This window comes from Saccharopolyspora spinosa NRRL 18395 (assembly GCF_000194155.1).
Lineage (GTDB): Bacteria > Actinomycetota > Actinomycetes > Mycobacteriales > Pseudonocardiaceae > Saccharopolyspora > Saccharopolyspora spinosa.
Genome location: NZ_GL877880.1, coordinates 150,538 through 170,500, shown reverse-complemented (window position 1 = coordinate 170,500; position 19,963 = coordinate 150,538). Strand labels below are relative to the sequence as shown.

25 protein-coding genes, 1 tRNA gene and 1 pseudogene are annotated in these 19,963 nt (G+C 64.1%); 14 read left to right on the top strand and 13 right to left on the bottom strand.

The annotated features are described in order from the left end of the window. Nucleotides 1–1,042 (bottom strand): transposase (locus tag SSPN_RS46755; RefSeq protein ID WP_010312851.1); only part of this gene is annotated, 1,042 nt, incomplete at its 3' end. Nucleotides 1,043–1,146: 104 nt separating this feature from the next. Between SSPN_RS46755 and SSPN_RS0131430 the strand changes: the two genes are divergently transcribed. Then, on the top strand, nt 1,147–1,608 hold the full coding sequence (locus tag SSPN_RS0131430) for a hypothetical protein (protein WP_010312850.1): 462 nt from the start codon (nt 1,147–1,149) through the stop codon (nt 1,606–1,608). Nucleotides 1,609–2,533: 925 nt separating this feature from the next. Here the strand turns inward: SSPN_RS0131430 and SSPN_RS0131420 are convergent. The 3 genes from SSPN_RS0131420 to SSPN_RS0131410 all read right to left on the bottom strand — a co-directional run bounded on the left by SSPN_RS0131420 (nt 2,534) and on the right by SSPN_RS0131410 (nt 4,140). Next, nucleotides 2,534–2,977 (bottom strand): Imm1 family immunity protein, encoded by a 444-nt coding sequence (locus SSPN_RS0131420; RefSeq protein ID WP_010312847.1) that lies wholly within the window; start codon nt 2,975–2,977, stop codon nt 2,534–2,536. Next, nucleotides 2,974–3,384 carry a DddA-like double-stranded DNA deaminase toxin gene (locus tag SSPN_RS60655; RefSeq protein WP_083822236.1) on the bottom strand — a complete coding sequence of 137 codons (411 nt, stop codon included), beginning with the start codon at nt 3,382–3,384 and terminating at the stop codon, nt 2,974–2,976. The genes SSPN_RS0131420 and SSPN_RS60655 overlap by 4 nt, the downstream gene beginning before the upstream one ends. 318 nt (nt 3,385–3,702) lie before the next feature. Continuing rightward, nucleotides 3,703–4,140, bottom strand: coding sequence for a hypothetical protein (locus SSPN_RS0131410; RefSeq protein ID WP_143539433.1), 438 nt, complete (start codon nt 4,138–4,140; stop codon nt 3,703–3,705). Between the two features lie 19 nt (nt 4,141–4,159). Here SSPN_RS0131410 and SSPN_RS0131405 point away from each other — a divergent pair, with 19 nt between their 5' ends. Beyond that, complete coding sequence (locus SSPN_RS0131405) at nt 4,160–4,342, top strand: hypothetical protein (protein ID WP_010312844.1); 183 nt, start codon at nt 4,160–4,162, stop codon at nt 4,340–4,342. A 353-nt stretch (nt 4,343–4,695) separates the two neighbouring features. On the opposite strand, the gene SSPN_RS60650 is transcribed toward SSPN_RS0131405, so the two are convergent. Continuing rightward, nucleotides 4,696–5,214, bottom strand: a complete 519-nt coding sequence (locus tag SSPN_RS60650) for a GntR family transcriptional regulator (RefSeq protein ID WP_237710852.1) — start codon at nt 5,212–5,214, stop codon at nt 4,696–4,698. A 727-nt stretch (nt 5,215–5,941) separates the two neighbouring features. Here SSPN_RS60650 and SSPN_RS50055 point away from each other — a divergent pair. The 5 genes and pseudogenes from SSPN_RS50055 (at nt 5,942) to SSPN_RS60640 (ending at nt 8,385) form a co-directional block, all read left to right on the top strand. Then, entirely contained in the window at nt 5,942–7,051 is a 1,110-nt protein-coding gene (locus SSPN_RS50055) for a DUF262 domain-containing protein (RefSeq protein WP_029535913.1), read from the top strand. Nucleotides 7,052–7,077: 26 nt separating this feature from the next. After that, on the top strand, nt 7,078–7,701 hold the full coding sequence (locus SSPN_RS55695) for an MAE_28990/MAE_18760 family HEPN-like nuclease (RefSeq protein WP_143539431.1): 624 nt from the start codon (nt 7,078–7,080) through the stop codon (nt 7,699–7,701). A gap of 42 nt (nt 7,702–7,743) precedes the next feature. Then, a pseudogene (locus SSPN_RS52410) lies at nt 7,744–7,908 on the top strand (helix-turn-helix domain-containing protein); the annotation flags it as partial. Nucleotides 7,909–8,011: 103 nt separating this feature from the next. Continuing rightward, nucleotides 8,012–8,224: a hypothetical protein gene (locus SSPN_RS60645; RefSeq protein WP_237710871.1), complete on the top strand. Its 213-nt coding sequence runs from the start codon at nt 8,012–8,014 to the stop codon at nt 8,222–8,224. Next, complete coding sequence (locus SSPN_RS60640) at nt 8,191–8,385, top strand: hypothetical protein (RefSeq protein ID WP_237710881.1); 195 nt, start codon at nt 8,191–8,193, stop codon at nt 8,383–8,385. Before SSPN_RS60645 ends, SSPN_RS60640 begins: the two co-directional genes overlap by 34 nt. On the opposite strand, the gene SSPN_RS0131375 is transcribed toward SSPN_RS60640, so the two are convergent. Beyond that, nucleotides 8,373–8,843: an NUDIX hydrolase gene (locus tag SSPN_RS0131375; RefSeq protein ID WP_010312837.1), complete on the bottom strand. Its 471-nt coding sequence runs from the start codon at nt 8,841–8,843 to the stop codon at nt 8,373–8,375. The two genes, SSPN_RS60640 and SSPN_RS0131375, sit on opposite strands and share 13 nt — an antisense overlap. A 10-nt stretch (nt 8,844–8,853) precedes the next feature. After that, entirely contained in the window at nt 8,854–9,597 is a 744-nt protein-coding gene (locus tag SSPN_RS0131370) for a DUF5919 domain-containing protein (RefSeq protein ID WP_010312834.1), read from the bottom strand. A 215-nt stretch (nt 9,598–9,812) separates the two neighbouring features. On the opposite strand from SSPN_RS0131370, the gene SSPN_RS0131365 reads away from it, so the two are divergent. The 3 genes from SSPN_RS0131365 to SSPN_RS0131355 are packed head-to-tail and all read left to right on the top strand — an operon-like array spanning nt 9,813 to nt 10,608. Continuing rightward, nucleotides 9,813–10,022 carry a hypothetical protein gene (locus tag SSPN_RS0131365; protein ID WP_029535912.1) on the top strand — a complete coding sequence of 70 codons (210 nt, stop codon included), beginning with the start codon at nt 9,813–9,815 and terminating at the stop codon, nt 10,020–10,022. Further along, nucleotides 10,019–10,342 (top strand): hypothetical protein, encoded by a 324-nt coding sequence (locus SSPN_RS0131360; protein WP_010312832.1) that lies wholly within the window; start codon nt 10,019–10,021, stop codon nt 10,340–10,342. Before SSPN_RS0131365 ends, SSPN_RS0131360 begins: the two co-directional genes overlap by 4 nt. Next, nucleotides 10,339–10,608, top strand: coding sequence for a hypothetical protein (locus tag SSPN_RS0131355; protein WP_010312831.1), 270 nt, complete (start codon nt 10,339–10,341; stop codon nt 10,606–10,608). The genes SSPN_RS0131360 and SSPN_RS0131355 overlap by 4 nt, the downstream gene beginning before the upstream one ends. Nucleotides 10,609–11,066: 458 nt before the next feature. Here the strand turns inward: SSPN_RS0131355 and SSPN_RS60635 are convergent, their stop codons facing one another. Continuing rightward, a complete protein-coding gene (locus tag SSPN_RS60635) occupies nt 11,067–11,405 on the bottom strand; it encodes a GntR family transcriptional regulator (protein ID WP_237710851.1) in 339 nt (112 codons plus the stop codon). A 240-nt stretch (nt 11,406–11,645) separates the two neighbouring features. Then, a tRNA-Gly gene (locus SSPN_RS0131345) sits at nt 11,646–11,719 on the bottom strand. 86 nt (nt 11,720–11,805) lie between these two features. On the opposite strand from SSPN_RS0131345, the gene dcd reads away from it, so the two are divergent. Next, nucleotides 11,806–12,387: a dCTP deaminase gene (dcd, locus tag SSPN_RS0131340; protein ID WP_010312829.1), complete on the top strand. Its 582-nt coding sequence runs from the start codon at nt 11,806–11,808 to the stop codon at nt 12,385–12,387. A gap of 10 nt (nt 12,388–12,397) precedes the next feature. Here dcd and SSPN_RS0131335 read toward each other — a convergent pair whose 3' ends face one another. After that, the gene (locus SSPN_RS0131335) at nt 12,398–13,078 is read right to left on the bottom strand and encodes a cysteine hydrolase family protein (RefSeq protein ID WP_010312827.1); all 681 of its coding nucleotides are present in this window, start codon (nt 13,076–13,078) and stop codon (nt 12,398–12,400) included. Between the two features lie 329 nt (nt 13,079–13,407). Here SSPN_RS0131335 and SSPN_RS0131325 point away from each other — a divergent pair, with 329 nt between their 5' ends. Beyond that, a complete protein-coding gene (locus SSPN_RS0131325; RefSeq protein ID WP_010312826.1) occupies nt 13,408–14,556 on the top strand; it encodes an epoxide hydrolase family protein in 1,149 nt (382 codons plus the stop codon). Nucleotides 14,557–14,658: 102 nt separating this feature from the next. On the opposite strand, the gene SSPN_RS0131320 is transcribed toward SSPN_RS0131325, so the two are convergent. Then, nucleotides 14,659–14,868, bottom strand: coding sequence for a hypothetical protein (locus tag SSPN_RS0131320; protein WP_010312825.1), 210 nt, complete (start codon nt 14,866–14,868; stop codon nt 14,659–14,661). 139 nt (nt 14,869–15,007) lie between these two features. Here SSPN_RS0131320 and SSPN_RS0131315 point away from each other — a divergent pair, with 139 nt between their 5' ends. Beyond that, nucleotides 15,008–15,841 (top strand): helix-turn-helix domain-containing protein, encoded by an 834-nt coding sequence (locus SSPN_RS0131315; RefSeq protein ID WP_029535911.1) that lies wholly within the window; start codon nt 15,008–15,010, stop codon nt 15,839–15,841. 7 nt (nt 15,842–15,848) lie between these two features. Further along, nucleotides 15,849–16,136: a DUF397 domain-containing protein gene (locus SSPN_RS52400; RefSeq protein ID WP_337466383.1), complete on the top strand. Its 288-nt coding sequence runs from the start codon at nt 15,849–15,851 to the stop codon at nt 16,134–16,136. Between the two features lie 255 nt (nt 16,137–16,391). Here the strand turns inward: SSPN_RS52400 and SSPN_RS0131310 are convergent, their stop codons facing one another. After that, a complete protein-coding gene (locus SSPN_RS0131310) occupies nt 16,392–17,204 on the bottom strand; it encodes a sigma-70 family RNA polymerase sigma factor (RefSeq protein WP_010312821.1) in 813 nt (270 codons plus the stop codon). A 362-nt stretch (nt 17,205–17,566) separates the two neighbouring features. Next, nucleotides 17,567–19,789 carry a (Fe-S)-binding protein gene (locus SSPN_RS0131305; protein WP_010312820.1) on the bottom strand — a complete coding sequence of 741 codons (2,223 nt, stop codon included), beginning with the start codon at nt 19,787–19,789 and terminating at the stop codon, nt 17,567–17,569. Nucleotides 19,790–19,963: the final 174 nt, after the last annotated feature.

Sequence of the window (19,963 nt, the reverse complement as noted above, 5' to 3'; positions counted from 1 at the left end):
CTTCAGCTTCAGCTTCAGCTTCAGCTTCAGCTTCAGCTTCAGCTTCAGCTTCAGAGGGCAGGATGTCGGTGAGCAGGGTCTCGGCGGCCTCGGCGTCACCGCTGTTTCCGGCCGTGACCTCGGTGGCGGTGATGATCTCGGCATCGGGGTCGATCGCGACATGCCCTTTGTAACCGTCGAAACCGCGAGCACTGGTCTTGTGCCCGTGACGGGCCTCGGGGTCCACGGTGGAGATGATCCGGTCCGGGGCGACCTTGCGGGCGATGCGGAACACCCCGTCGCCGTCATCGGCCAAGTCCTGGCCCAGCACGGTGGCCAGCAGCCGCACGGCCTTGTCCACGCCCTCGCCCAGCTCATGGTCGTTGAGCAGGGTCAGCATCGCGAACCCGTCCCGGGCCCGGGAGTCGATCAATTCCTCCCGGGCGTCGTGGTCGTCCCAGTCGATCTGTGGTTTCGCCGTGCTGGCGTAGTCATCCCCGGAGGTGATCACCGCCCGCAGCCGGGCGGCCTGTCCGGCATCGGCGGCAGCCAGCAGGCCGCGGATCGCCGAGCGGATCAACGTGATGGTGTCCATCGTGGCCACCGCGTCATACAACGGGGTCGAGTCCAGCACACGCTTGCGGCCCACCAGCCCGGCCTGCCGGGCCACGTCCAGAACTGCCTCGAAGACCCGGTCCGGCCGTGCAGAGCGGGCCAGCCTGGCCCGCATGTCCACCAGCACGGTGTGCACGAACCCGGGATAGTCGAAATGCAGGCCACCAGCGGCGTACTTCCAGCGGGCGTCGAAAGCGAACCGCTCGACCGCCTCCCGGTCCGACAAACCCTCGATACGCTGCAGCACCATCACCACCGCCACGATCATCGGCGGCACCGACCGGCGACCCACATCGGTGAACAGGTCAGCGAACATCTCATCCGGGAACAACGCGAAGCACTCCCGGTGCAGCACACCGTAGATCGAATCCGCCGGGACGCGGTCCTGGCAGTAGTCCACGGTCGACCGCAGCAAGTCGGTCTGGCGAGGCGCACGTCCCAACGTCACCCGACCATCCTGCCAAAACGATCACCCCAACCGGGAGAGACACACCGATCCTTAGCCACCCAAAACACCAGCCACCTAGCGGCGTCGTGGAGTCTTATCGGTCCGTGCTGGTTTTTCTGGACAACCCGATCCAGCGCCGGAGCACCAGCGTGTGGGAGCAGGCGGGATTGGAATGTCTCGCCCAACTCCGGGAGCCACTGGCCGAGGTCGCTGCGGATCCGCAGCGGCACGCCGCGCGCGACGAGGAGATCGCCGCGCCAGCGCTGCTGCGGATCCCGCCCACGGTTCTGGTCGGTCGCGCCACGCTTGACGCCTACTTCCCGATGGCGTGCCTCAACGCCGCGGGATCTCTGCGGGAGGAGGCCATCACCCCGTATCAGGCGGTCACCCTGATCTGCGGTGTCGGCTTCTACGAGCCAGCGCAAGAACGCGACCTGCTCACGACGATGCGCACGCTGCGCACTCGTTACGAGGACCGACCAAGCGAACGTACGTCTCTCGATAACGAGATTCGCCGCAAACTCCAATCCTGGGAATCGGCATACCGTAACCACGACAGTCATTAGTCACGACAGCTACGCCACCGCGTTCGGCAAGACCGCGGTGAAGGTCGGCGAGCCCCGGCCGTTGGTGACGGTGGCCGACGAGGTCGGCGAGGCCCTGGAGTCGTTGTGGGGGCGGTCGGCGGTGGGGACCTGAAACGCCCGCAGGGCCGCGGTGGGGTCGTGGCCGTCGCGGTGGCGGGACAACCGTGAGCCCCGGGGCACCGGTGTTGCCGGGGTGGGTGCGGTGCCCCCAAAGCCCCAGAGAACGGCGACCTCTGCACTGCGGAGCTTCGCTCCGTTAGAGGGGGCTGGTCGATGAGCAGGCCGGGTACGGCACCCATCGTTAGGAGCCAGCGGGAGGCAGCCACCACCCCGTTGGCGGGTGCTTGGGGGCTCGGCCATTCAAAAGGCGAGGAGCCCCGGTCTGCTCAAGCAGACACGGGACTCCTCGTTACGAGCGGATTGTCGGCAGCGGGAATCGAACCCGCGTATTCAGCTTGGGAAGCAGGCGGACAGCCCAGGAAATCGGCTCCGACCTTCGGTACGGAGGTGCCCGTGGTGCCTGGTTTTGCCCCCCTGTTGACCTCCCGATGTTGTTGGCATGTTGTTGGCCGACTCCCCTGCTGGCCTCCGCTATGTTCTTCGTGGTCCTGCAAGACGACCGCTGGCCTCCGGTCCGGCACGACTGTTCCCCCTGTCGCAGACATGACCTGGGGAGTGGCCCAGGATCGGGACCACGCCGCCCAGCGGAATTGCGGTCGGCTCGCTTCCCTTGCCGTTGCCGTGGCAGCGGGCCTTGGCCTGGGCGTGCTGGCAGATGAGCAGCATCCTGAGCCGATGACGTGAATCGAATCCGCACTCACAGAGCGGGAAGCGGCAGGAAAGTCCGGGAAGGGGTGGTTGGCCTCGGCCTACGGGCGTCCGGTCTGTATTTGGGGTTTCAACATCAGGTCACGCTGCCGGGTATACCTGGTTCAGGTCGGCCGTACTGGGGTTCATGCCATTCAAGGTTGGCCGGGCGGTGGCCGTCGCTGGAGAGGAAGTCTCGCGCGGCTTGGCGGGCTGTGGTGATCGGGATTGCGGAATTGATAGGTGCGTCGGTCCAGGTGCCGCCGTAGTCGAACCCGGCGTCGTCCGGCATGGGCAGTGTGCCCTTGCTGGCTTCAAGGATGTCGGCGGGCTTATTGCAGTAGATCAGCGAGCTGTAGTCACGTTGGCCGAGTCCGATTTGCAGGATGCGCAGGCGGTCAGCGGTGACAATTTCGGCGTAGGTGGGTACGTCTTCTTCGATCGCGTCGGCCGTTACTCGGTCAAGGAGATCATCGAGTTCGGCAACCGTGGTGATCTCGGCGGGGAGTTCATCGGGGTGGTACATCACGGTGAACGTCATCGCTGGAGTCCTTCTCCTGTTCCCTCGTAGACCTGGTATCCGCCCGGCCAGTAGACCGTAAGGCGGGCTCCCGCGGGCAGTTGTGCGGGCAGTGTGGCGTCGCATCCGAGTTCGCCCGGACAGGGGCGGTTGTTGACGTACAGAGTGGCTTCGGTGAAGGCGTGCTCCCTCAGCAGGGCGGCAGCGTGTCCTTCGGCGTGGTCGTTTGCGGAGGCCATGTGCTGCCATCTTCCAATCAGGCCAGGTCCTCCGGTTCCTGGGCCATGTCGGCCGCTTCGCACTATGTCGAGCTTTGTGCCGTCGGCGGTGGTGAGGATTCCGGTTGTGGGACTGCGTCGGTTGGAGCGTTCCGGCAGGGCAGCGAGGTGTCGGCGGTGCAGTGGTGCGGGTCTGGCGGGTGCGTTCATGGTTGGCCGGTAGCTCGGTGGCTTCCAGCTCGTTGTGTCGGGCGCGCTAATGCCGACAGGATCTGCAAGGTAGGAGGTGAGGTGTTCGGCAGTGGTACGCAGGTTGGCGGCGGCCTGGTCGGCGTGGTGCGCGGCGTCGGCGAGGCGTTGTTGGGATCGGTGAAGCAGCTCGTTTTGGCTTCCTGTGCCGATGCTAGTTAAGCGGTTGGCCGCTGCGGTGAGCTTTTCGTGGGCGTGGGTGAGTTGGGTGGTCGGCAGGGCGGCGAGGATGGCAGTTAGGCGCGCGGCGAGGTCTTCGAGTCGAGACATCGGGCCTGCCTAGAGGTGTTCGGCGTAGGTGCGGAGGTCTGCGGCTGCCTCGGCGGCGGTTCGGGCGCATTTCACGGTTTCGTCGGCTGCGCTGGTCACGGCATCGCTGGCGGCGCTGGCGTGGTCATTGGCCGTGGCTGTGAGCGTGTCGACGAGATCGGCAGAGATCTCGGCTAGCCGTCTGGCAGTCTCGGCAAGTTGGTCGGCGTAAAGGTCATCTGCAATTCCGGCGAGCTGGTGCCGAAGTTCTTCGATGCGACTCACACGGACTCCCTTGCGGTGGGCGATGAGAGATTGACGGTCCGTGATGATCCTCTGGTCCCCCGACAAGGCGTGTCTGTTGACCTGTTTGGAGAACAGCCAGGTGCGGTGCCTCCCGAAGTCCCAGAGAACGGCGACCTCTGCCCTGCGGAGTTTTTTGAACGGCGTGGCGTTGCCGGTCGGCAAGCCGAAGCGCTTGTTGGTCGTGGACCGCACTGGGATCGAGGCGCAGGTGTGGCCGGATTTCAACACGGTTGATGTGCTCATCGACTGCGCGACTCCGATCGTTTACACGATGGCTCGGCGGAATCTGTTGCGGCTCAACGAAACGATTGCCGCCGCAGTGGCCGGGTTCGAGAGGTTCGACGAGCGGGAGGGCGGACGTTGACGTGTTCGTGAAGTTCCTGCGGCGCTGGCGGAAGAACCGCGAATGGCGGCGTGCGGGTCGTCGCCGAGTGCGGGTCTACCTGTAAAGGCTTGGTCAGCCCGCCCTCCCGAATGTTCAACGGGCTGATCACGGTTGGCGGGGCGGCATTCCCCCGGCTTGCCCCGCCAACCACCCAAGGACGGGATCACCACATGGGTAGAAACCACAACACAAACTTGGCAGAGCGACGTGTAATGGCGCTGAAGATCGTGGGTCAGGTGCAGACCTCAGCGACCGCGTTTCCGCGCTGGAGAATCGTCTTTCGACTGCTCAGCAGGACGATTCGCCTTAAGGGAGGCAATCCGCTCGGTGAGCTAGACAGCCGAACTGAGCTGTTGGAACATGCCGGCCAAGTCGTCGGCGGTGATGTTGGACTTGGCTGCCGCGCCTTCGAGTACGAACGCGCCTTGGCCCTGCCGACCACGGTGAGCCCGGCGGTGCTCAGCTCTTTGATCGCCGCGCGCGGTCATCGCTGAAATGCCGTACTCCGAGGTCAGTGCGGAGACCGACGGCAGCTGGTCGCCCGGCTCAAGCGCGCCGGAGACGATCGCGCGTCGCAGGTTGTCGGCAACCTGACCTTCGATCCATGTGCGGGTGGCGCATACGGAAGTGAAGGGCGATCGTCGTCGGCCCGCCGAAGTCGGTGCCGGGGTCGGGACGATCACCGGACCGACGGCGATTCGGCGGGAGCGAATGGAGCACTGGAGAAGTACGTCAAGGCTGCTCCCGAATCGCTGGTGTTCACCGGCCCGAAGGGCTCGGCGCGCGGAAACCTCAATCAAATGATCAAGTGGACTGAAACCGTGACAAAGCTCGGCGTCTTCGGTCTGCACATGGCTCCCGCGAGCTAACCGCACGTGGGCAGCACGAAGCGGGTCTGAAACGTCAGGAGGGGTGCTCCCGAAGATCGGGAGCACCCCTCCTGACGTGCTAAAACTCTGTTGGAGCGGATGACGGGAATCGAACCCGCGTGTTCAGCTTGGCAAGCAGAACAACATCGTGGGTGATGGCGCTTCACCTGGGTTGGAGTCCGGCCCCGAGTGACCGCTATTGTCCCCTCGTTGCCTCGGCTTGTAGCACGCGGACAGCACGCGCAGACGGTCGATAGGCCTGGGTGACGGTTCGGCTTTTGGGGCGGCGAGATGACCGCTGTCGGGCCGGACATGGCATCCGCGAACGGGGCCGGATGGCTGGCACCGATTGGAAGGCGACCACACCCCTTGTTGGCAAGCCGACTCGGACCGGAGCGAAGCGAGGACCGGAAGCGGCGCGGCAGCGAGCGCCAGGACCAGCGGCACCAAGCCCCGGCAGGCTCGGCGGTCGTCCGACATCTGCCGCTGGAATCCGTGGCCGATGAGCTCGTGGATCATCTCCGTTTTCGGTCGGCGGCCGGGCGGTGGCCGGCGCGCGAACGGACGCCAGGCCGCACGCGCAAGCGCCGAGCCAAGCCGCCCGGCCCGCGCCGCCGCAGGCGGCGCCTTGATCCATTAGAGCGCAATTCGGCAACGACAATGGGATGGCCAAGTATGATCTCTGACTGGTACACGGACAGGAGGGGCCTTGAGGGATCTGCAACAAGAAATCGACGCCCGGCGAAGGGAGATCTCGACAGATGGCTACAGCATGTCTGTTGGGGAAATCACCAACCTTTACAACGATGGCGAGCTAGACGTTCATCCTGAGTTTCAGCGTGTTTATCGCTGGACAGATGTTCAAAAAAGCAGTCTTGTTGAAAGTATCTTGCTAGGTATTCCAATTCCCTCGGTTTTCGTTGCGCAAAACCAGGATGGTACCTGGGATGTTGTGGATGGTGTTCAACGGATCTCGACTTTGCTGCAGTTGCAGGGTGCCTTAATTGACGATCAAGGAACTCGCTTTGATCCTCTAGTGCTTGAGGGTACGCGATATTTGCCAGCTCTAGATGGCAAGCGCTGGAAGGATAGTGACCCATCTCGATCTCTTACTCAGGCTCAAAGGCTGGACATTAAGCGATCAAAAATCGACCTAAAGATTATTAAGCGAGAGTCCTCGGCTGACGCGAAATACGATCTATTTCAGCGTTTGAACTCGCTTGGTACTGCGCTGACTGCCCAGGAAATTCGCAGCTGTCTTCTGATCGCCACAAATAGGGAGTTCTATGCCTGGCTCAACTCCATCAGGAAATATCCGAGCTTTGTTGAAACATGCGCTTTGACAGATCGCCAACTCGAGGAGCAGTACGACTTTGAATTGGCTCTGCGTTTCCTTTTGATTAGTAATCTTGCGCCGGAACGCCTTCACTCTATGGGATATATTGGCGAGTTTCTAACTTCCGAATCTTTGGAGCTTGCTAATTCCGATGTAGACCTCGAGGAAATTGGCGAGCGTTTCCGTGTCACGTTCGACATGCTGGCGAACGCTGCGCAGGATGAATCCTTCCGTAAATACGACGCTAGTAAGGGACGGTTCACGGCAGCATTTCAGAACACGGGGTTCGAGGTCTTTGGCTTGGGGATTGGATATCATATTGACGCCTATCGGAATAGCGGAGTGACGCCCGACATCAGGAAGACAATCATCGACTTCTGGACAAGGGGTGGGCTCGGAAGCGGCTTCGCCACCGGCAAGCGAGCTGACGAGCGAATGAGGATTACAGTTCCAACAGGACGCGATCTGCTTAAACCGGAGTAGCTACTGTGGGGACCAGATTAGACCTGTTGACCGAAGGCCTCGATAATAGTCTTGCACACAGGAAGAAGGAGATCACTGATCTCCAACTGCTGTGTGATCTGGTTAAGGGGAAAGAGGGCGGTATGTTGCGCCGCTCTGGCCACGTGCTCATTTACGCTCACTGGGAAGGGTTTGTAAAGGAGGCAATCAGCGAGTATTTGAATTATCTGAAGAGCACAAAGCAGCGTACGCTCCTCCTTAAGGATGAACTAAAGGCGCTTACCCTCATCTCGGTGCTGGATAAACCACAGCCTCAAGATAAGGGGTTTTCTCGCGCTTTAACGGTCTTGTTCGAATCTAATTGGAGGGATGAAGATTGCTTTGATGTTGATATCGACAAACTTCTCAAAGTAGGAAACATTGGCGGAAAAGAGCTCCGCTTTTTGTTAAATATCAGCGGACTTGAATATCTTGATGTCTATCTAAATCGGGAGAATTGGATCAGTGAGGTCCTGTGTGGTCGACGGCACCGAATTGCACACGGTGGACTCCAGCCTATTGGCGAGAATGATATAGAAGAAGCGGTTAACGGCACTATTAAGCTCTGCGAGGCCATATATACACAGATAGTTGAGGCGTTGCGAAACAAATACTATCTGGCCGTCAACTAGGAGTCGATCTCGTGTTCCAGAATTTCTGCTAGGGTTGGAAACGTGCGGGGCGCTGGTGAGGAGCTGAGCATCGGGGAACGGGTTGCGTTCTACCGGCGTCGTCGTGGGTTGTCGCGGGCCGTTCTTGCTGGGCTGATGGAGAAATCTGAGAACTGGGTCAGCAAGGTTGAACGAGGTGAGCGGCAGGTCAGCCGGATTGGTGTCCTCGCATGCGGTTAGGCCGTAAGGTGCACGAGATGGGTCTCGTTGCTTGGCGCGTGGATCGGCCGAAGATCATTTGGCGGCATCGTTGCCGCGCCGTTGGCAGCATGTGCAGGGCGTTGGTAGTGCGGCGGTTCGGATCTCTGGGTGCTACGAGCCTGATTCCGAGCTGCTGGTGGCTGCGGCGGTCCTGCACGACGTCGGTTATGCAGCGCAGCTCGTAGACACTGGATTCCATCCAGTGGATCGCGCGCGGTTCCTGCGGTCAGTCGGTGCCGATGAGCGGTTGTGTGCACTGTGGCGCGGGATGGGGAGCGGTTGACGTTCTCGGAGCGGATCGCTGAGATCGAGCGGCGGTACGAGCCGGGCTCGGTGACGCGGCGGTTCCTGACCGAGGGCCATGACGAACTTGAGGCCGCGGTGCAGCGGACGACTCGACGGCTCGCTGCTGCGGGCCTGGTCGCGGCTGATCAGCCGATGTAGGGCTCTTGGCGCTGTTGGAGACCGTGCTCGATGCGTAGGCGGTTAGCGCGGCCGATGTTGAGCATGGCGATGTCGGCGGGGTCTACCCAGTGGACTTCTTTGCTTTCGCTGCTGGTGCGGGGTGTGCCGTCGATGGGTCGGGCGCGGAAGCAGAGGGAGAACTCTTGGCGGACCTCTCCGTCGTCGTAGGCGATGACGTGGCCGGGGTCGGAGTAGACGCCGATTAGGCCGGTGATTTCGATGTCGATTCCGGTTTCTTCGACGGTCTCGCGGATGGCAGCCTGGGCGACGGTCTCGCCGATGTCTTGTGCGCCTCCTGGGATGGCGTACTGGTCGTTGTCGGTTCGGCGGATCATCAGGACGCGGCCTGCGTCGTCTTGGACGAACGCAGCGACCGCGACGACGATGCTGTTGGCCGGCGGGGCGTCGGGGTCGTTGTAGTAGTCGCGTTTGGGCACGTCAGCGTGTCTACCACTTCGGCGGTTTGGCTGCGTTCCAGACTGCTTCGAAGCTCTCGGAGTAGGTCTCGAACAGGTCCCCCGCTGACAGTCGCCGCAGGTGCAGGGCCGGGGCGTGCGGGGCCTGGAAGCCGTAGACGTGCGGGTTGACGATCATGTCGTCGTCGTAGCGGTAGATCGAGTTGTACAGAGTCGTCCCGTGGCACCGGACCTCGATCCCAGCAACAGTGGAGATCGGCTTGAAGAACGCGAGGGCTTGGCGGATCTTCGCCGAGATGGTGCTCTTCCCGATGTTCTCTTCGGCGCTGCGGCGGGTGATCGCCGCGCTTGTCGGTTCGCCGAACAGGAGCCGAATGCGGGCGCCGTTGTTGGCCTTGTCGGTGAGCTTCCGAAGGATGGCGCGGTCCTCGGTGAGGAACATGCCGACGTAGACGAGAATTTCGACTTCGCTGGTGGCGCGGTCGAGTAGCTGCGTCCAGAGGTCGCGGGGTACGGCGTGGCGGTGCGGGTAGACCTTGACGATCTCTGAACCGCTGACTTCCGAACTGCGTTCTGGCTCGATGGCATCGGGCCAGAGATAGGTCTCGGACTCGCGCACCATCGCGGCCACGGCATGACGGTGCTTGGGGTAGGGGGTCCTGGACCGTGTGATCCACCGTTCGACCGTCTTGGGGTCGACCTTGGTCGCCTCGGCTACCTCTGCAGGTTTGATTCCGTTGCGCAGCAGAGCATCACGTAGCCGCTCGTTAGGCATTTCAACCCCAAAGGGACGAATAGGGACTTCTTGAACGCTAGCAAGGACGTCCCTAGAAGTCCCGCTATGTGGTGCTCGTGTCCCGTGATTTCGCCGAAAGTGGTGGTCAGACGCCGAGAACGACTCGGCGTAACGCAGGGAGGACCAAGGAGCACGATGAATACCCCGGACGGCTACCCGCCCCACGTTTGCGAAGCGGAGAAATAGGTCGGGAGATGCGAGACATGGTGCATGTGCACGTCACGACGGAGCTTCCTATCCGGGCTCGCGCTCTGGCGTTTGCCGATCGGGTCGAGGTCAGGTTCGGCAAGGCGTTTCCGGTTGCATTGCTGGTCGACCGGGGCGCGGTGGACACGCTGCGGCAGGCACTCAAGGACGGAATGGACGCGTTGGCCGCAACCGATGGACGGCCGGGGAAGGCGTGAGGACCGAGATGCCAATCTTTGTCACGGTGCAGCCGGACGACGGCACGTACGCCGAGTGCCTGATCTACGCGACAGGGACACCGATGTTGGCGATTCATGATCCGTCGGCAAGCGTGATGGTCACGATCGGCCAGGACACGGGATCGGTGTTGCGGGCTGCGCAGTTTGCGGCGCAGTTGGTTCGTGCTGGTCAGCAGTTCGAGCATGAGGCGCGGCGGTGCGCTGCTTTCACTGGCATCACGGCTGCGGGCTCGCCGAACACGGTGCCGCTCGATACGGAGGCCCCGGCAAGTATGTGGCCGCGTGAGGACCTGTCATGACTGATCCGCTTGGACGGCCGTTGCCTGCGGAGTTCCTGAACGGCGTGGCGTTGCCGGTCGGCAAGCCGAAGCGCTTGTTGGTCGTGGACCGCACTGGGATCGAGGCGCAGGTGTGGCCGGATTTCAACACGGTTGATGTGCTCATCGACTGCGCGACTCCGATCGTTTACACGATGGCTCGGCGGAATCTGTTGCGGCTCAACGAAACGATTGCCGCCGCAGTGGCCGGGTTCGAGAGGTTCGACGAGCGGGAGGGCGGACGTTGACGTGTTCGTGAAGTTCCTGCGGCGCTGGCGGAAGAACCGCGAATGGCGGCGTGCGGGTCGTCAGGCTTGGTCAGCCCGCCCTCCCGAATGTTCAACGGGCTGATCACGGTTGGCGGGGCGGCATTCCCCCGGCTTGCCCCGCCAACCACCCAAGGACGGGATCACCACATGGGTAGAAACCACAACACAAACTTGGCAGGACTACGCGCAATGGTGCTGAAGATCGTGGGTCAGGTGGCAGACCTCAGCGACCGCGTTTCCGCGCTGGAGAATCGTCTTTCGACTGCTCAGCAGGAAGATTCGCCTCAAGGGAGGCAACCCGCTCGGTGAGCTCGACAACCGAACTGAGCTGTTGGAACAGGCCGGCCAAGTCGTCGACGGTGATGTCGGCATTGGCTGCCGCGCCTTCGAGTACGAACGCGCCTTGGCCCTGCCGACCACGGTGAGCCCGGCGGTGCTCAGCTCTTTGATCGCCGCGCGGTCATCGCTGCAATGCCGTACTCCGAGGTCAGTGCGGAGACCGACGGCAGCTGGTCGCCCGGCTCAAGCGCGCCGGAGACGATCGCGCGTCGCAGGTTGTCGGCAACCTGACGATAGGCGGGTCGCTTGTTGGCCGGATCCAGCCCCATGCAGCGAGAGTGGCGTTCGCGCCTCCTCGGCGACAAGATGCCAGCTCGATCCATGTGCGGGTGGCGCACACGGAAGTGAAGGGTGATCGTCGTCGGCCCGCCGAAGTCGGTGCCGGGGTCGGGACGATCACCGGACCGACGGCGATTCGGCGGGAGCGAATGGAGCACTGGAGAAGTACGTCAAGGCTGCTCCCGAATCGCTGGTGTTCACCGGCCCGAAGGGCTCGGCGCGCGGAAACCTCAATCAAATGATCAAGTGGACTGAAACCGTGACAAAGCTCGGCGTCTCCGGTCGGCACATGGCTCCCGCGAGCTGACCGCACGCGGGCAGCATGAAGCGGGTCTGAGACGTCAGAAGGGGTGCTCCCGAAGATCGGGAGCACCCCTCCTGACGTGCTAAAACTCTGTTGGAGCGGATGACGGGAATCGAACCCGCGTATTCAGCTTGGGAAGCTGATGTTCTACCATTGAACTACATCCGCGTACCTCTTCAGCTTGCTTTGAGGCGTTATCAGCCTAACACGGTGGTGGGCGAAGATCGTAATCGGGCTCCCGATACGCTTGGGGCGTGTTGCTGAGTGACCGGGACCTGCGTAAAGAGCTCGATGACGGTCGGCTCGAACTTGATCCGTTCGACGCCGCCATGATCCAGCCGTCGAGCATCGACGTCCGGCTGGATCGCTTCTTCCGGGTCTTCGACAACACCCGGTACACCCACATCGACCCGTCGAAGCAGCAGGACGAGCTGACGTCGTTGGTGGAAACGCCCGACGACGATCCGTTCGTGCTGCACCCGGGCGAGTTCGTGCTCGGGTCGACCTTCGAGTCGGTGCGGTTGCCGGACGACCTGGCCGGTCGGCTGGAGGGCAAGTCGTCGCTGGGGCGGCTGGGGTTGCTCACGCACTCGACCGCCGGGTTCATCGACCCTGGGTTCGCCGGTCACATCACCCTGGAACTTTCCAATGTGGCCAATCTGCCGATCACCTTGTGGCCGGGGATGAAGATCGGTCAGCTCTGCCTGTTCCGGTTGTCGAGCCCCGCGGACTTCCCGTACGGCTCGAAGGAGGCCGGGTCGCGCTACCAGGGGCAGCGCGGGCCGACGCCGTCGCGTGCCTACCTCAACTTCCGGCGCACCGACACCCGTCGCTGACTCCGGTTCCTTAGAGCATCGCCACCACCTCAGCGGTGGGGCGAACATCGCCGAATGATCGGTAGATGGTGTGCAGCGTGGCGTTGTGGTCCTCGTCGCGCCTGGCCGCGTTGGCGTCCGCGATCATGATCACGCGGAAGCCCAGGGTGCTCGCGTCGCGGGCCGAGGATTCGCAGCAGACGTTCGTGACCGTTCCCGTGATCAGGACCGTGTCGATTCCGCGCCGCACCAGCAGCTCCGGTAGCGCGCACCGGCCGGGGAAGAAAGCGCTGGGCGCGGAATTCTCGACCAGCACGTCGTCGTGGATCGTGAACTCCCGCCACACGCGTTGCGCCAGCGGACCTGTGCCGCCCGCGGTGCGGAACGCCTCTGCCGCTTCCGGGCCGTAGAACTCCTCTGCTGCCGGCGTCCGGTCGGTGACCGCCGGAAGGACCCATGTCACTGTGCCGCCGGCCGCGCGGAGGACCTGGGCCAGGCGGTCGATGTTGGGCACGATGCCGCGGCAGTAGGGGTTGCCGGTCACGAAGAACGGCACCATGTCGATGACCACCAGCGCGGTCCTGGTCGGGGCGAGGCTGGGGAACGCGAAGCGCCGGCCACGGCGCGCCTCGTGCCGGGCGTATTCGCGATCCTCGATCCGCCAGGCGTGCAGCTTCGCGGCCGAATTCTGCGGCGCTCCGATTCCCGACATGATCGCCAGTCTCCCGCCTCGCCGATTTCGGCCAGATCGCGCGCCCCGGGGGGCAGCGCCGGCGGCGGGTGTTTCCTGACACGACGACTACTTTCGGTAGTGTTGCGCCGCCCTCCGGGTGGCATTTCCCCTGGTCGTGCCGGTCGCGTTCGTGGTGGAGTACCTGAAGGAGACTAAGGGCCGTTCCCTGGCGGAAATGGGCGACTGACCTGGTCCGATGCCCTAGGGGCGTCCCGCTTGGGGGCGCCCCTCGAATTGTTTTCCCGGTTCGGGAACAACGCGGGAGCCTTGCGCGTATTAAGTACCGTACAACGTACGAAGGAGTGTGCATGGCCTCTCGTGACATCACCCCGTTCCGCCTCGACATCCCGCAGCGCGACCTGGACGACCTCCGGGAACGGCTGGCCCGGGCCCGCTGGACCGACGATGTGCCGGGGCTGGGCTGGAGCTACGGCCCGCCGCTGGGCTACCTGCGGGAGCTGGCGGAGTACTGGCGCAGCGGCTACGACTGGCGGGCGCAGGAGGCACGACTGAACGAATTCCCGCAGTACACCACCGAAATCGACGGCGAGAACATCCACTTCCTGCACGTCCGCTCGCCCCGGCCGGACGCCCTGCCGCTGATCCTCACGCACGGCTGGCCGAGTTCCATCGCCGAGTACCTGGATGTCATCGGGCCGCTCAGCGAGTCGTTCCACCTGGTCATCCCGTCGCTGCCGGGCTACGGCCTGTCCGGGCCGACCCGCGCCACCGGTTGGGGCGCCAACCGGGTCGCCCGGGCCTGGGCGGAACTGATGAGCCGTCTCGGCTACGAGCGTTACGGGGCGCAGGGCGGCGACTGGGGCACGTGGATCTCCCGCGAGCTCGCGATTCTCGCGCCGGACAACGTGATCGGCGTGCACACCAACGGGATGATCACCTTCCCGGGCGGTGACCCGGACGAGATGGCCGGGCTCAGCGACGCCGACCACGCTCGGATGGGCGCGTGGCAGCGCTACACCGACGAGCTGTACGGGTACAAGCTGATCCAGTCCACGAAGCCGCAGGCGTTGGCGTACTCGCTGGCGGACTCGCCGATCGGGCTGCTCGGCTGGATCGTCGGCGTGCTCAAGGAGTGGACCGACTGCGAGGACACGCCGGAAGACGCGATCGACCGCGACCGGATCCTGACCACGGTGATGCTGTACTGGCTCACCAACACGGCGGGTTCGGCCGCTCGGTCCTTTGTGGAGACTCCGGACAATTCCGCCAAGGCGGAGGAGGAAGGTGTCATCGCGGAGCTGCAGAACGGTACCGTCCCGCACGGTGTCGCGGTGTTCCCCAAGGACATCCTCGCGCCGGTCCGCCCGTTCGCGGAACGCATCAACAACATCGTGCGCTGGACGGAGTACGACCGTGGCGGAACCTTCCCGGCGATGGAGGAACCCGACCTGTTCGCCAACGACGTCACGGCGTTCTTCGCGTCGTTGCGCGGGTGACAGGTTCGGCCCGCTTGGGTGCGTGCTTGGTGGGTGGAGCGAACGGCCTGCTGACTCCGTCTAGCGACGCGAACGGTCCGTTCGCTCCATCCCCGACCGGCGTCATGGCCAGATGAGGGTGAGGTCGAAGAGGGTGCCGAAGCGGGATTCGGCGCTGGCCGCGTCCTCGAAGACCGCGAACTGGTTCCGGTGGTCCTCGCGCCAGTACATGATCGCGCGGTCCGGGAGCTGCATGCCCCAGATGCGGACGCGGGTCGGGTCGGGTTCGCCGGTGTCGGTCTTCTCGGCCAGGCCGAAGATTTTCGGTGTCATGGCTGCACCTCCCGGTTGATTGGGTGTGCCACCAGCGTCCACACGGGAATCCGGGATCGGGATTACCGGATGCGGGAATCCCGATTCCGGGTTCCCGCTGGGATCATGGATCGATCAGGATCCGGTCGGGGAGGTCCCGTTGGCACGCACGAGCCCCACTTTCCGTCGCCGTCGACTCGCGCGCCGAGTTCGCCAGCTGCGTGAAGAAGCCGGTATGACGCAGGAGAAGGCCGCAGCAGGCCTGGACATGTCGACGAGCGCCTTGAGCCGCAAGGAAACCGGCGAGGTAGCGACATCGGTGCACGAGATCCGCTCGATGATGGACCTCTACGACGCCTACGACCCGGACCTGCTCGACCTCGCGAGAGCGGCGCGGGAACGCGGCTGGTGGCGCGCCTACGGAGTGGAGGACCGGGGTTACGTCGACCTGGAGACCGAAGCCTGCACGGTGCGCGAGCTGTCGCTGATGTACATCCCAGGCCTGCTCCAGACCGAGGAGTACATGCGGGCGATCTTCAAGGCCGACCGGGTGCGGCGCACGAAAAAGGTTTTCGAGAACCAGGTTTCGGTCCGGTTGATCAGACAGCAGAGGATCTTGGATGGCGAGCAGCCGTTGAGGCTGGTTGCCGTATTGGACGAGGTTGCGCTCGGGCGCCCGATCGGCGGCCCAGACGTGATGCGCGACCAGCTGAAGCACGTGCTGCAGACGGCCGAGTACAGGCAGGTGGAGCTCCGTGTGATTGGGCGGGAAACCGGACCTCATCCAGGAATGGAGGGTTCGTTCATCATCCTCAGCTTCCCAGAGCCAGAGGATCAAGACCTGCTGTACATCGCCTATCCCACCGGCTCGATCCATGTCGAGAAAGAGCCTGAGGTGCAGGAAGCTAGTCTGGTGTTTGAGCACCTGCGCAAGATTGCGCTGTCTCGTGAGAAGTCGATGGAGCGGATCGAGCAGGTCGCTCGGACTCTATGAGCTCGGAGTGAGCGAGGCGAGACGCATGTACGCGGTAGACCTGATCGACGTCAGGTGGCGCAAGACCAGCCGCAGCGGCGGCGGAAATAATGGCGCCTGCGTCGAGGTTGCATCCGCAGAAGCCAAGTGGCGTAAGAGCGGCCGTAGCGGAAGCGGTACGGGAAACGCCTGCGTCGAGGTGGCGTTCGCTGGCCCTGCTGTTGCGGTGCGGGACTCGAAGGATCCGGGTGGTCCGGTGCTGGCCTTCCCGGCCTCGTCCTGGGCGGCGTTCCTCGCGCGGGTTGCGGGGCGCTGAGGTCGTGAGTGCGAAAACCGGCTCTTACCGGCTTTCGCGCTCACGACCGTACGCACGCCTCACCCAGCAGATCGACTTCATGCAGCATGCCTCTGACCTCCGGGATCAACGCATCTCCACCGGCCTGCCCTCGAAATGATCGTCCACTGTGGATGCGGTTTGCGGCTGGGTGGGCATGCCGTTGGGCGGCACGGGGTTGGACAGTGCGAAGGCCATCGCGATGGCCAGGACCAGGGCGCTGAGCAGGAGGAGCAGTCAGGGTGGGAGGCTCTGCGGCTTTCCGCCGTGCGGTCGTCGGCCGAGGGCGGGGGTGTCGGGCGGCTGGTTCAGCGCCAGTGGCCCGATGATCGCTCGGATGCCGCTGTTGACCTCGGCGACCTCGTCGGCCAGCGACCGGCACCGATCGCAGCCGTTCAGGTGGGTTTCCACGATGATCTCGTCGCGCTTCGACAGCGCGTTGCGGGCCCAGCCGCCAAGGCGGTCGATCACCGTCCGGCAGCGCTGGTCGGACACCTCGGCCAAGTGCGCGTTCAGGTACTCCCGGCGCAGACCTTCGCGCGCGCGGTAGGACAGCGCCGACACCGCGTTGGGGCGCAACCCGAGCAGCGGGGCCGCTTCGGCGGGGGTCCGCCCCTCGATCTCGGTGTGCCAGAGCACCTTCTGCCAGTTCTTCGGCAGTCGGGCGAAGGCCGTCGCGGCGAGCGTGCGCTCCGCCGCGTCCACCGAGGAGTCCTCGACGGGAGCCACCGAGTCGTGCACTGCCAAGTTCCGGGCGTCCGCCACCAGCTGGACCTTCCGGGCGGTTCGGGAGCGGTCGTAGGCGAGATTCCGCAGCGTGGTCAGGAGGTACGCGCGGAACGCCGTGGTGGGCCCGCCGCCGGTGGCCAGGCTGTCGAGGACGTTGGCGAATGCCTCGGACACGAGGTCGTCGGCTTCGGCTTCGGATCGCGAGAGCTGCCATGCCGTTCTGTAGGCCGCGGTGACGTGCCGCTGGTAGAGCTGCCCGTAGGCCCCCTTCTCGCCGGAACGAACCAGTTCGACCAATTCGCAATCGCTGAGCTCGCCCATCGTTCCTCCGCATCCGGTACCGGTCGATACCGGGACTGACACACCACTGGCATATGACGCCGGAATCGGCAACTCGCTGTGCGCGACCGGATACCGTGGGTTCGATCTTGTGGGGTGCGATCGCCTAGTAACCCGCCAACATCGAAAACCCGCTGGACGACGGGATGATCCGCGTGGCGGTGCAACCCGGCCGTATCCACGGCGACGTTTGTCACACGGGCCAATGTGGCAGGGGCGCTGCGGGATCGCGGTGAGCAGAAGCGGGCCGAAGCGGAAGTCCGTGGTGGCTCGGGCCTTGGAAAGTCTCGTGACAAGACGAGGGACGCCTCCCGTGTGGGAGGCGCCCCTCGGTGTTTCTGGCGTCAGCTGCCCGCAGGTGCGGCTGTGTCCTCCGCGGACTTCTCGCCTCGCTTGACCGCCGACAGCAGCAGCTGGGCCACGTCGACGACCTCGACCGACTCCGAGGCGACCTTTTCGCTTTGGCGGGCCGTCAGGCCATCGGAGAGCATGACCTTGCAGAACGGGCAGCCGGTCGCGATCTTCGTCGGCGCCGTGCCCAGTGCCTCGTCGACGCGTTCGACGTTGATGCGCTTGCCGATGCGTTCTTCCATCCACATCCGCGCGCCACCCGCGCCGCAGCACATCGAGCGGTCCGCGTGCCTCGGCATCTCCCGGAACGTCGCACCCGAGGCCCCGACCAGGTCCCGCGGCGGGGTGTAGACCTTGTTGTGCCGACCCAGGTAGCAGGGGTCGTGGTAGGTCACGTCCTCCGCCACCGGGGCGACCGGGACCAGGCGCTTCTCCCGCACCAGCTTGTTCAGCAGCTGGGTGTGGTGCACCACCTCGAAGTCACCACCCAGCTGTGAGTACTCATTCGCCAGGCTGTTGAAGCAGTGCGCGCACGTCGCGACGATCTTGCGCTTGCCCGGCTCCCGGCCCTCGAAAACGCTGTTGAGGACCTCGACGTTCTGCTGGGCCAGCATCTGGAAGATGAACTCGTTGCCTGCGCGCCGCGCCGGGTCACCGGTGCAGGTCTCCTCCGGGCCAAGCACCGTGTACTTCACACCCGCCATGTGCAGCAGCTCCGCCACCGCGCGGGTCGTCTTCTTCGCCCGGTCCTCGAACGCGCCCGCACAACCGACCCAGAACAGGTACTCCACGTCGTCGGCGAGTTCGCCGTCGAAGACCGGCACCTCGAAGTCCAGGTCCTCGGTCCACGCCAGGCGGTCCTTGGCGTTCTGGCCCCACGGGTTGCCCTTGTTCTCCAGGTTCTTGAACATCCCGCCCAGCTCGGTCGGGAAGTTCGACTCGATCATCACCTGGTACCGGCGCATGTCCACGATGTGGTCGACGTGCTCGATGTCCACCGGGCACTGCTCCACGCAGGCACCGCACGACGTGCACGACCACAACACATCCGGGTCGATGACACCCATTTCCTCGGGTCCGCCGATCAGCGGCTTCTCCGCCTCCGCCAACGCCAGCACGTCGACCTTCGCCAACCGCGCTTCGGCGTTGTCACCGGTGATGCCGACCTCGTCACCGGCCATGTCCTTGCGGCCGCCCGCCAACAAGTACGGGGCCTTGGCGTAGGCGTGGTCGCGCAGCGACGTGATCAGCAGCTTTGGCGACAAGGGCTTGCCGGTGTTCCACGCCGGGCACTGCGACTGGCACCGACCGCACTCCGTGCACGTGGTGAAGTCCAGCCAGCCCTTCCACGAGAAGTCCTCGATCTTGCCCGCACCGAACACATCCGTGTCCGGATCCGCCTCCTCGAAGTCCAGCGGCTTGCCCGCCGACATCATCGGCTTCACCGCACCCAGCGCCACATTCCCATCGGCCTCGCGCTTGAAGTAGATGTTGAAGAACGCGCTGAACCGGTGCCACGCGATGCCCATCGTCATGGTCCTGGAGATCACGATCAGCCAGACGGTGGCGCTCATCAGCTTGACGAAGGCGAACAACGACACCAGGTTCGGGCTGGCCGGCAGCAGGGATCCGGTGGGGCCGGAGATGAACTCGGCCCACAGCGGCATCTCGTGCACGCCCAGCGCGGACTTCGCGGCGCGGACGCCGAGGATGCCCACGCCCTCGATGAGGACGACCGCCTCGATGAAGTAGGCCCAGGCGAAGTTGGATCCCTGGAAGCGCGAGACGCGGCCGGCGCGGCGCGGGTGGTTGCGCCGGCGGATCGCGATCAGGACCAGGATGCCGACGACCGTGCCGACGCCGAGAACCTCCATCAGGAGGTGGAAGATCGCCAGGTCGCCCAGGATCGGCCAACCCCAGGTCGGCACGAAGACCTCGCCGTAGGCCTCGAACAGCGCCAGGGAGCCGATCAGGAAGCCCCACATGACCAGCCAGTGCCAGATGCCGACGTTGCGGAACTTGTTCATCCGCGTGTGCGCGGCGAATTCCTTGACCACGGTGGCCAGGCGGGCCAGGGCGGGGCCGTTGCGGGTACCGTCCGGCTGCCCGAGGCGGATGATGCGCACGAATTTGGCGATCGTCGCGGCGAACATGCCCCAAGCGACGATGCCGAGCACGACAGCGATCCCGCCGAGCGTGATCTGTACAGCGCCCATAGGTCGGGTGCCTTTCCTCCGGGTGCGGTGGTGGTGCAAGCAGCGTACGCCGTGTTACCCGTCGGTAACTATACGGGCGTCGCCGTTGTTGGGAACAGTCGGTGATTCTGCGAGACCGCTGGACGAAAAACTAGTTGTGCAGTCGTACAAGTTTTTCCGCTATCCTGGTCTCCG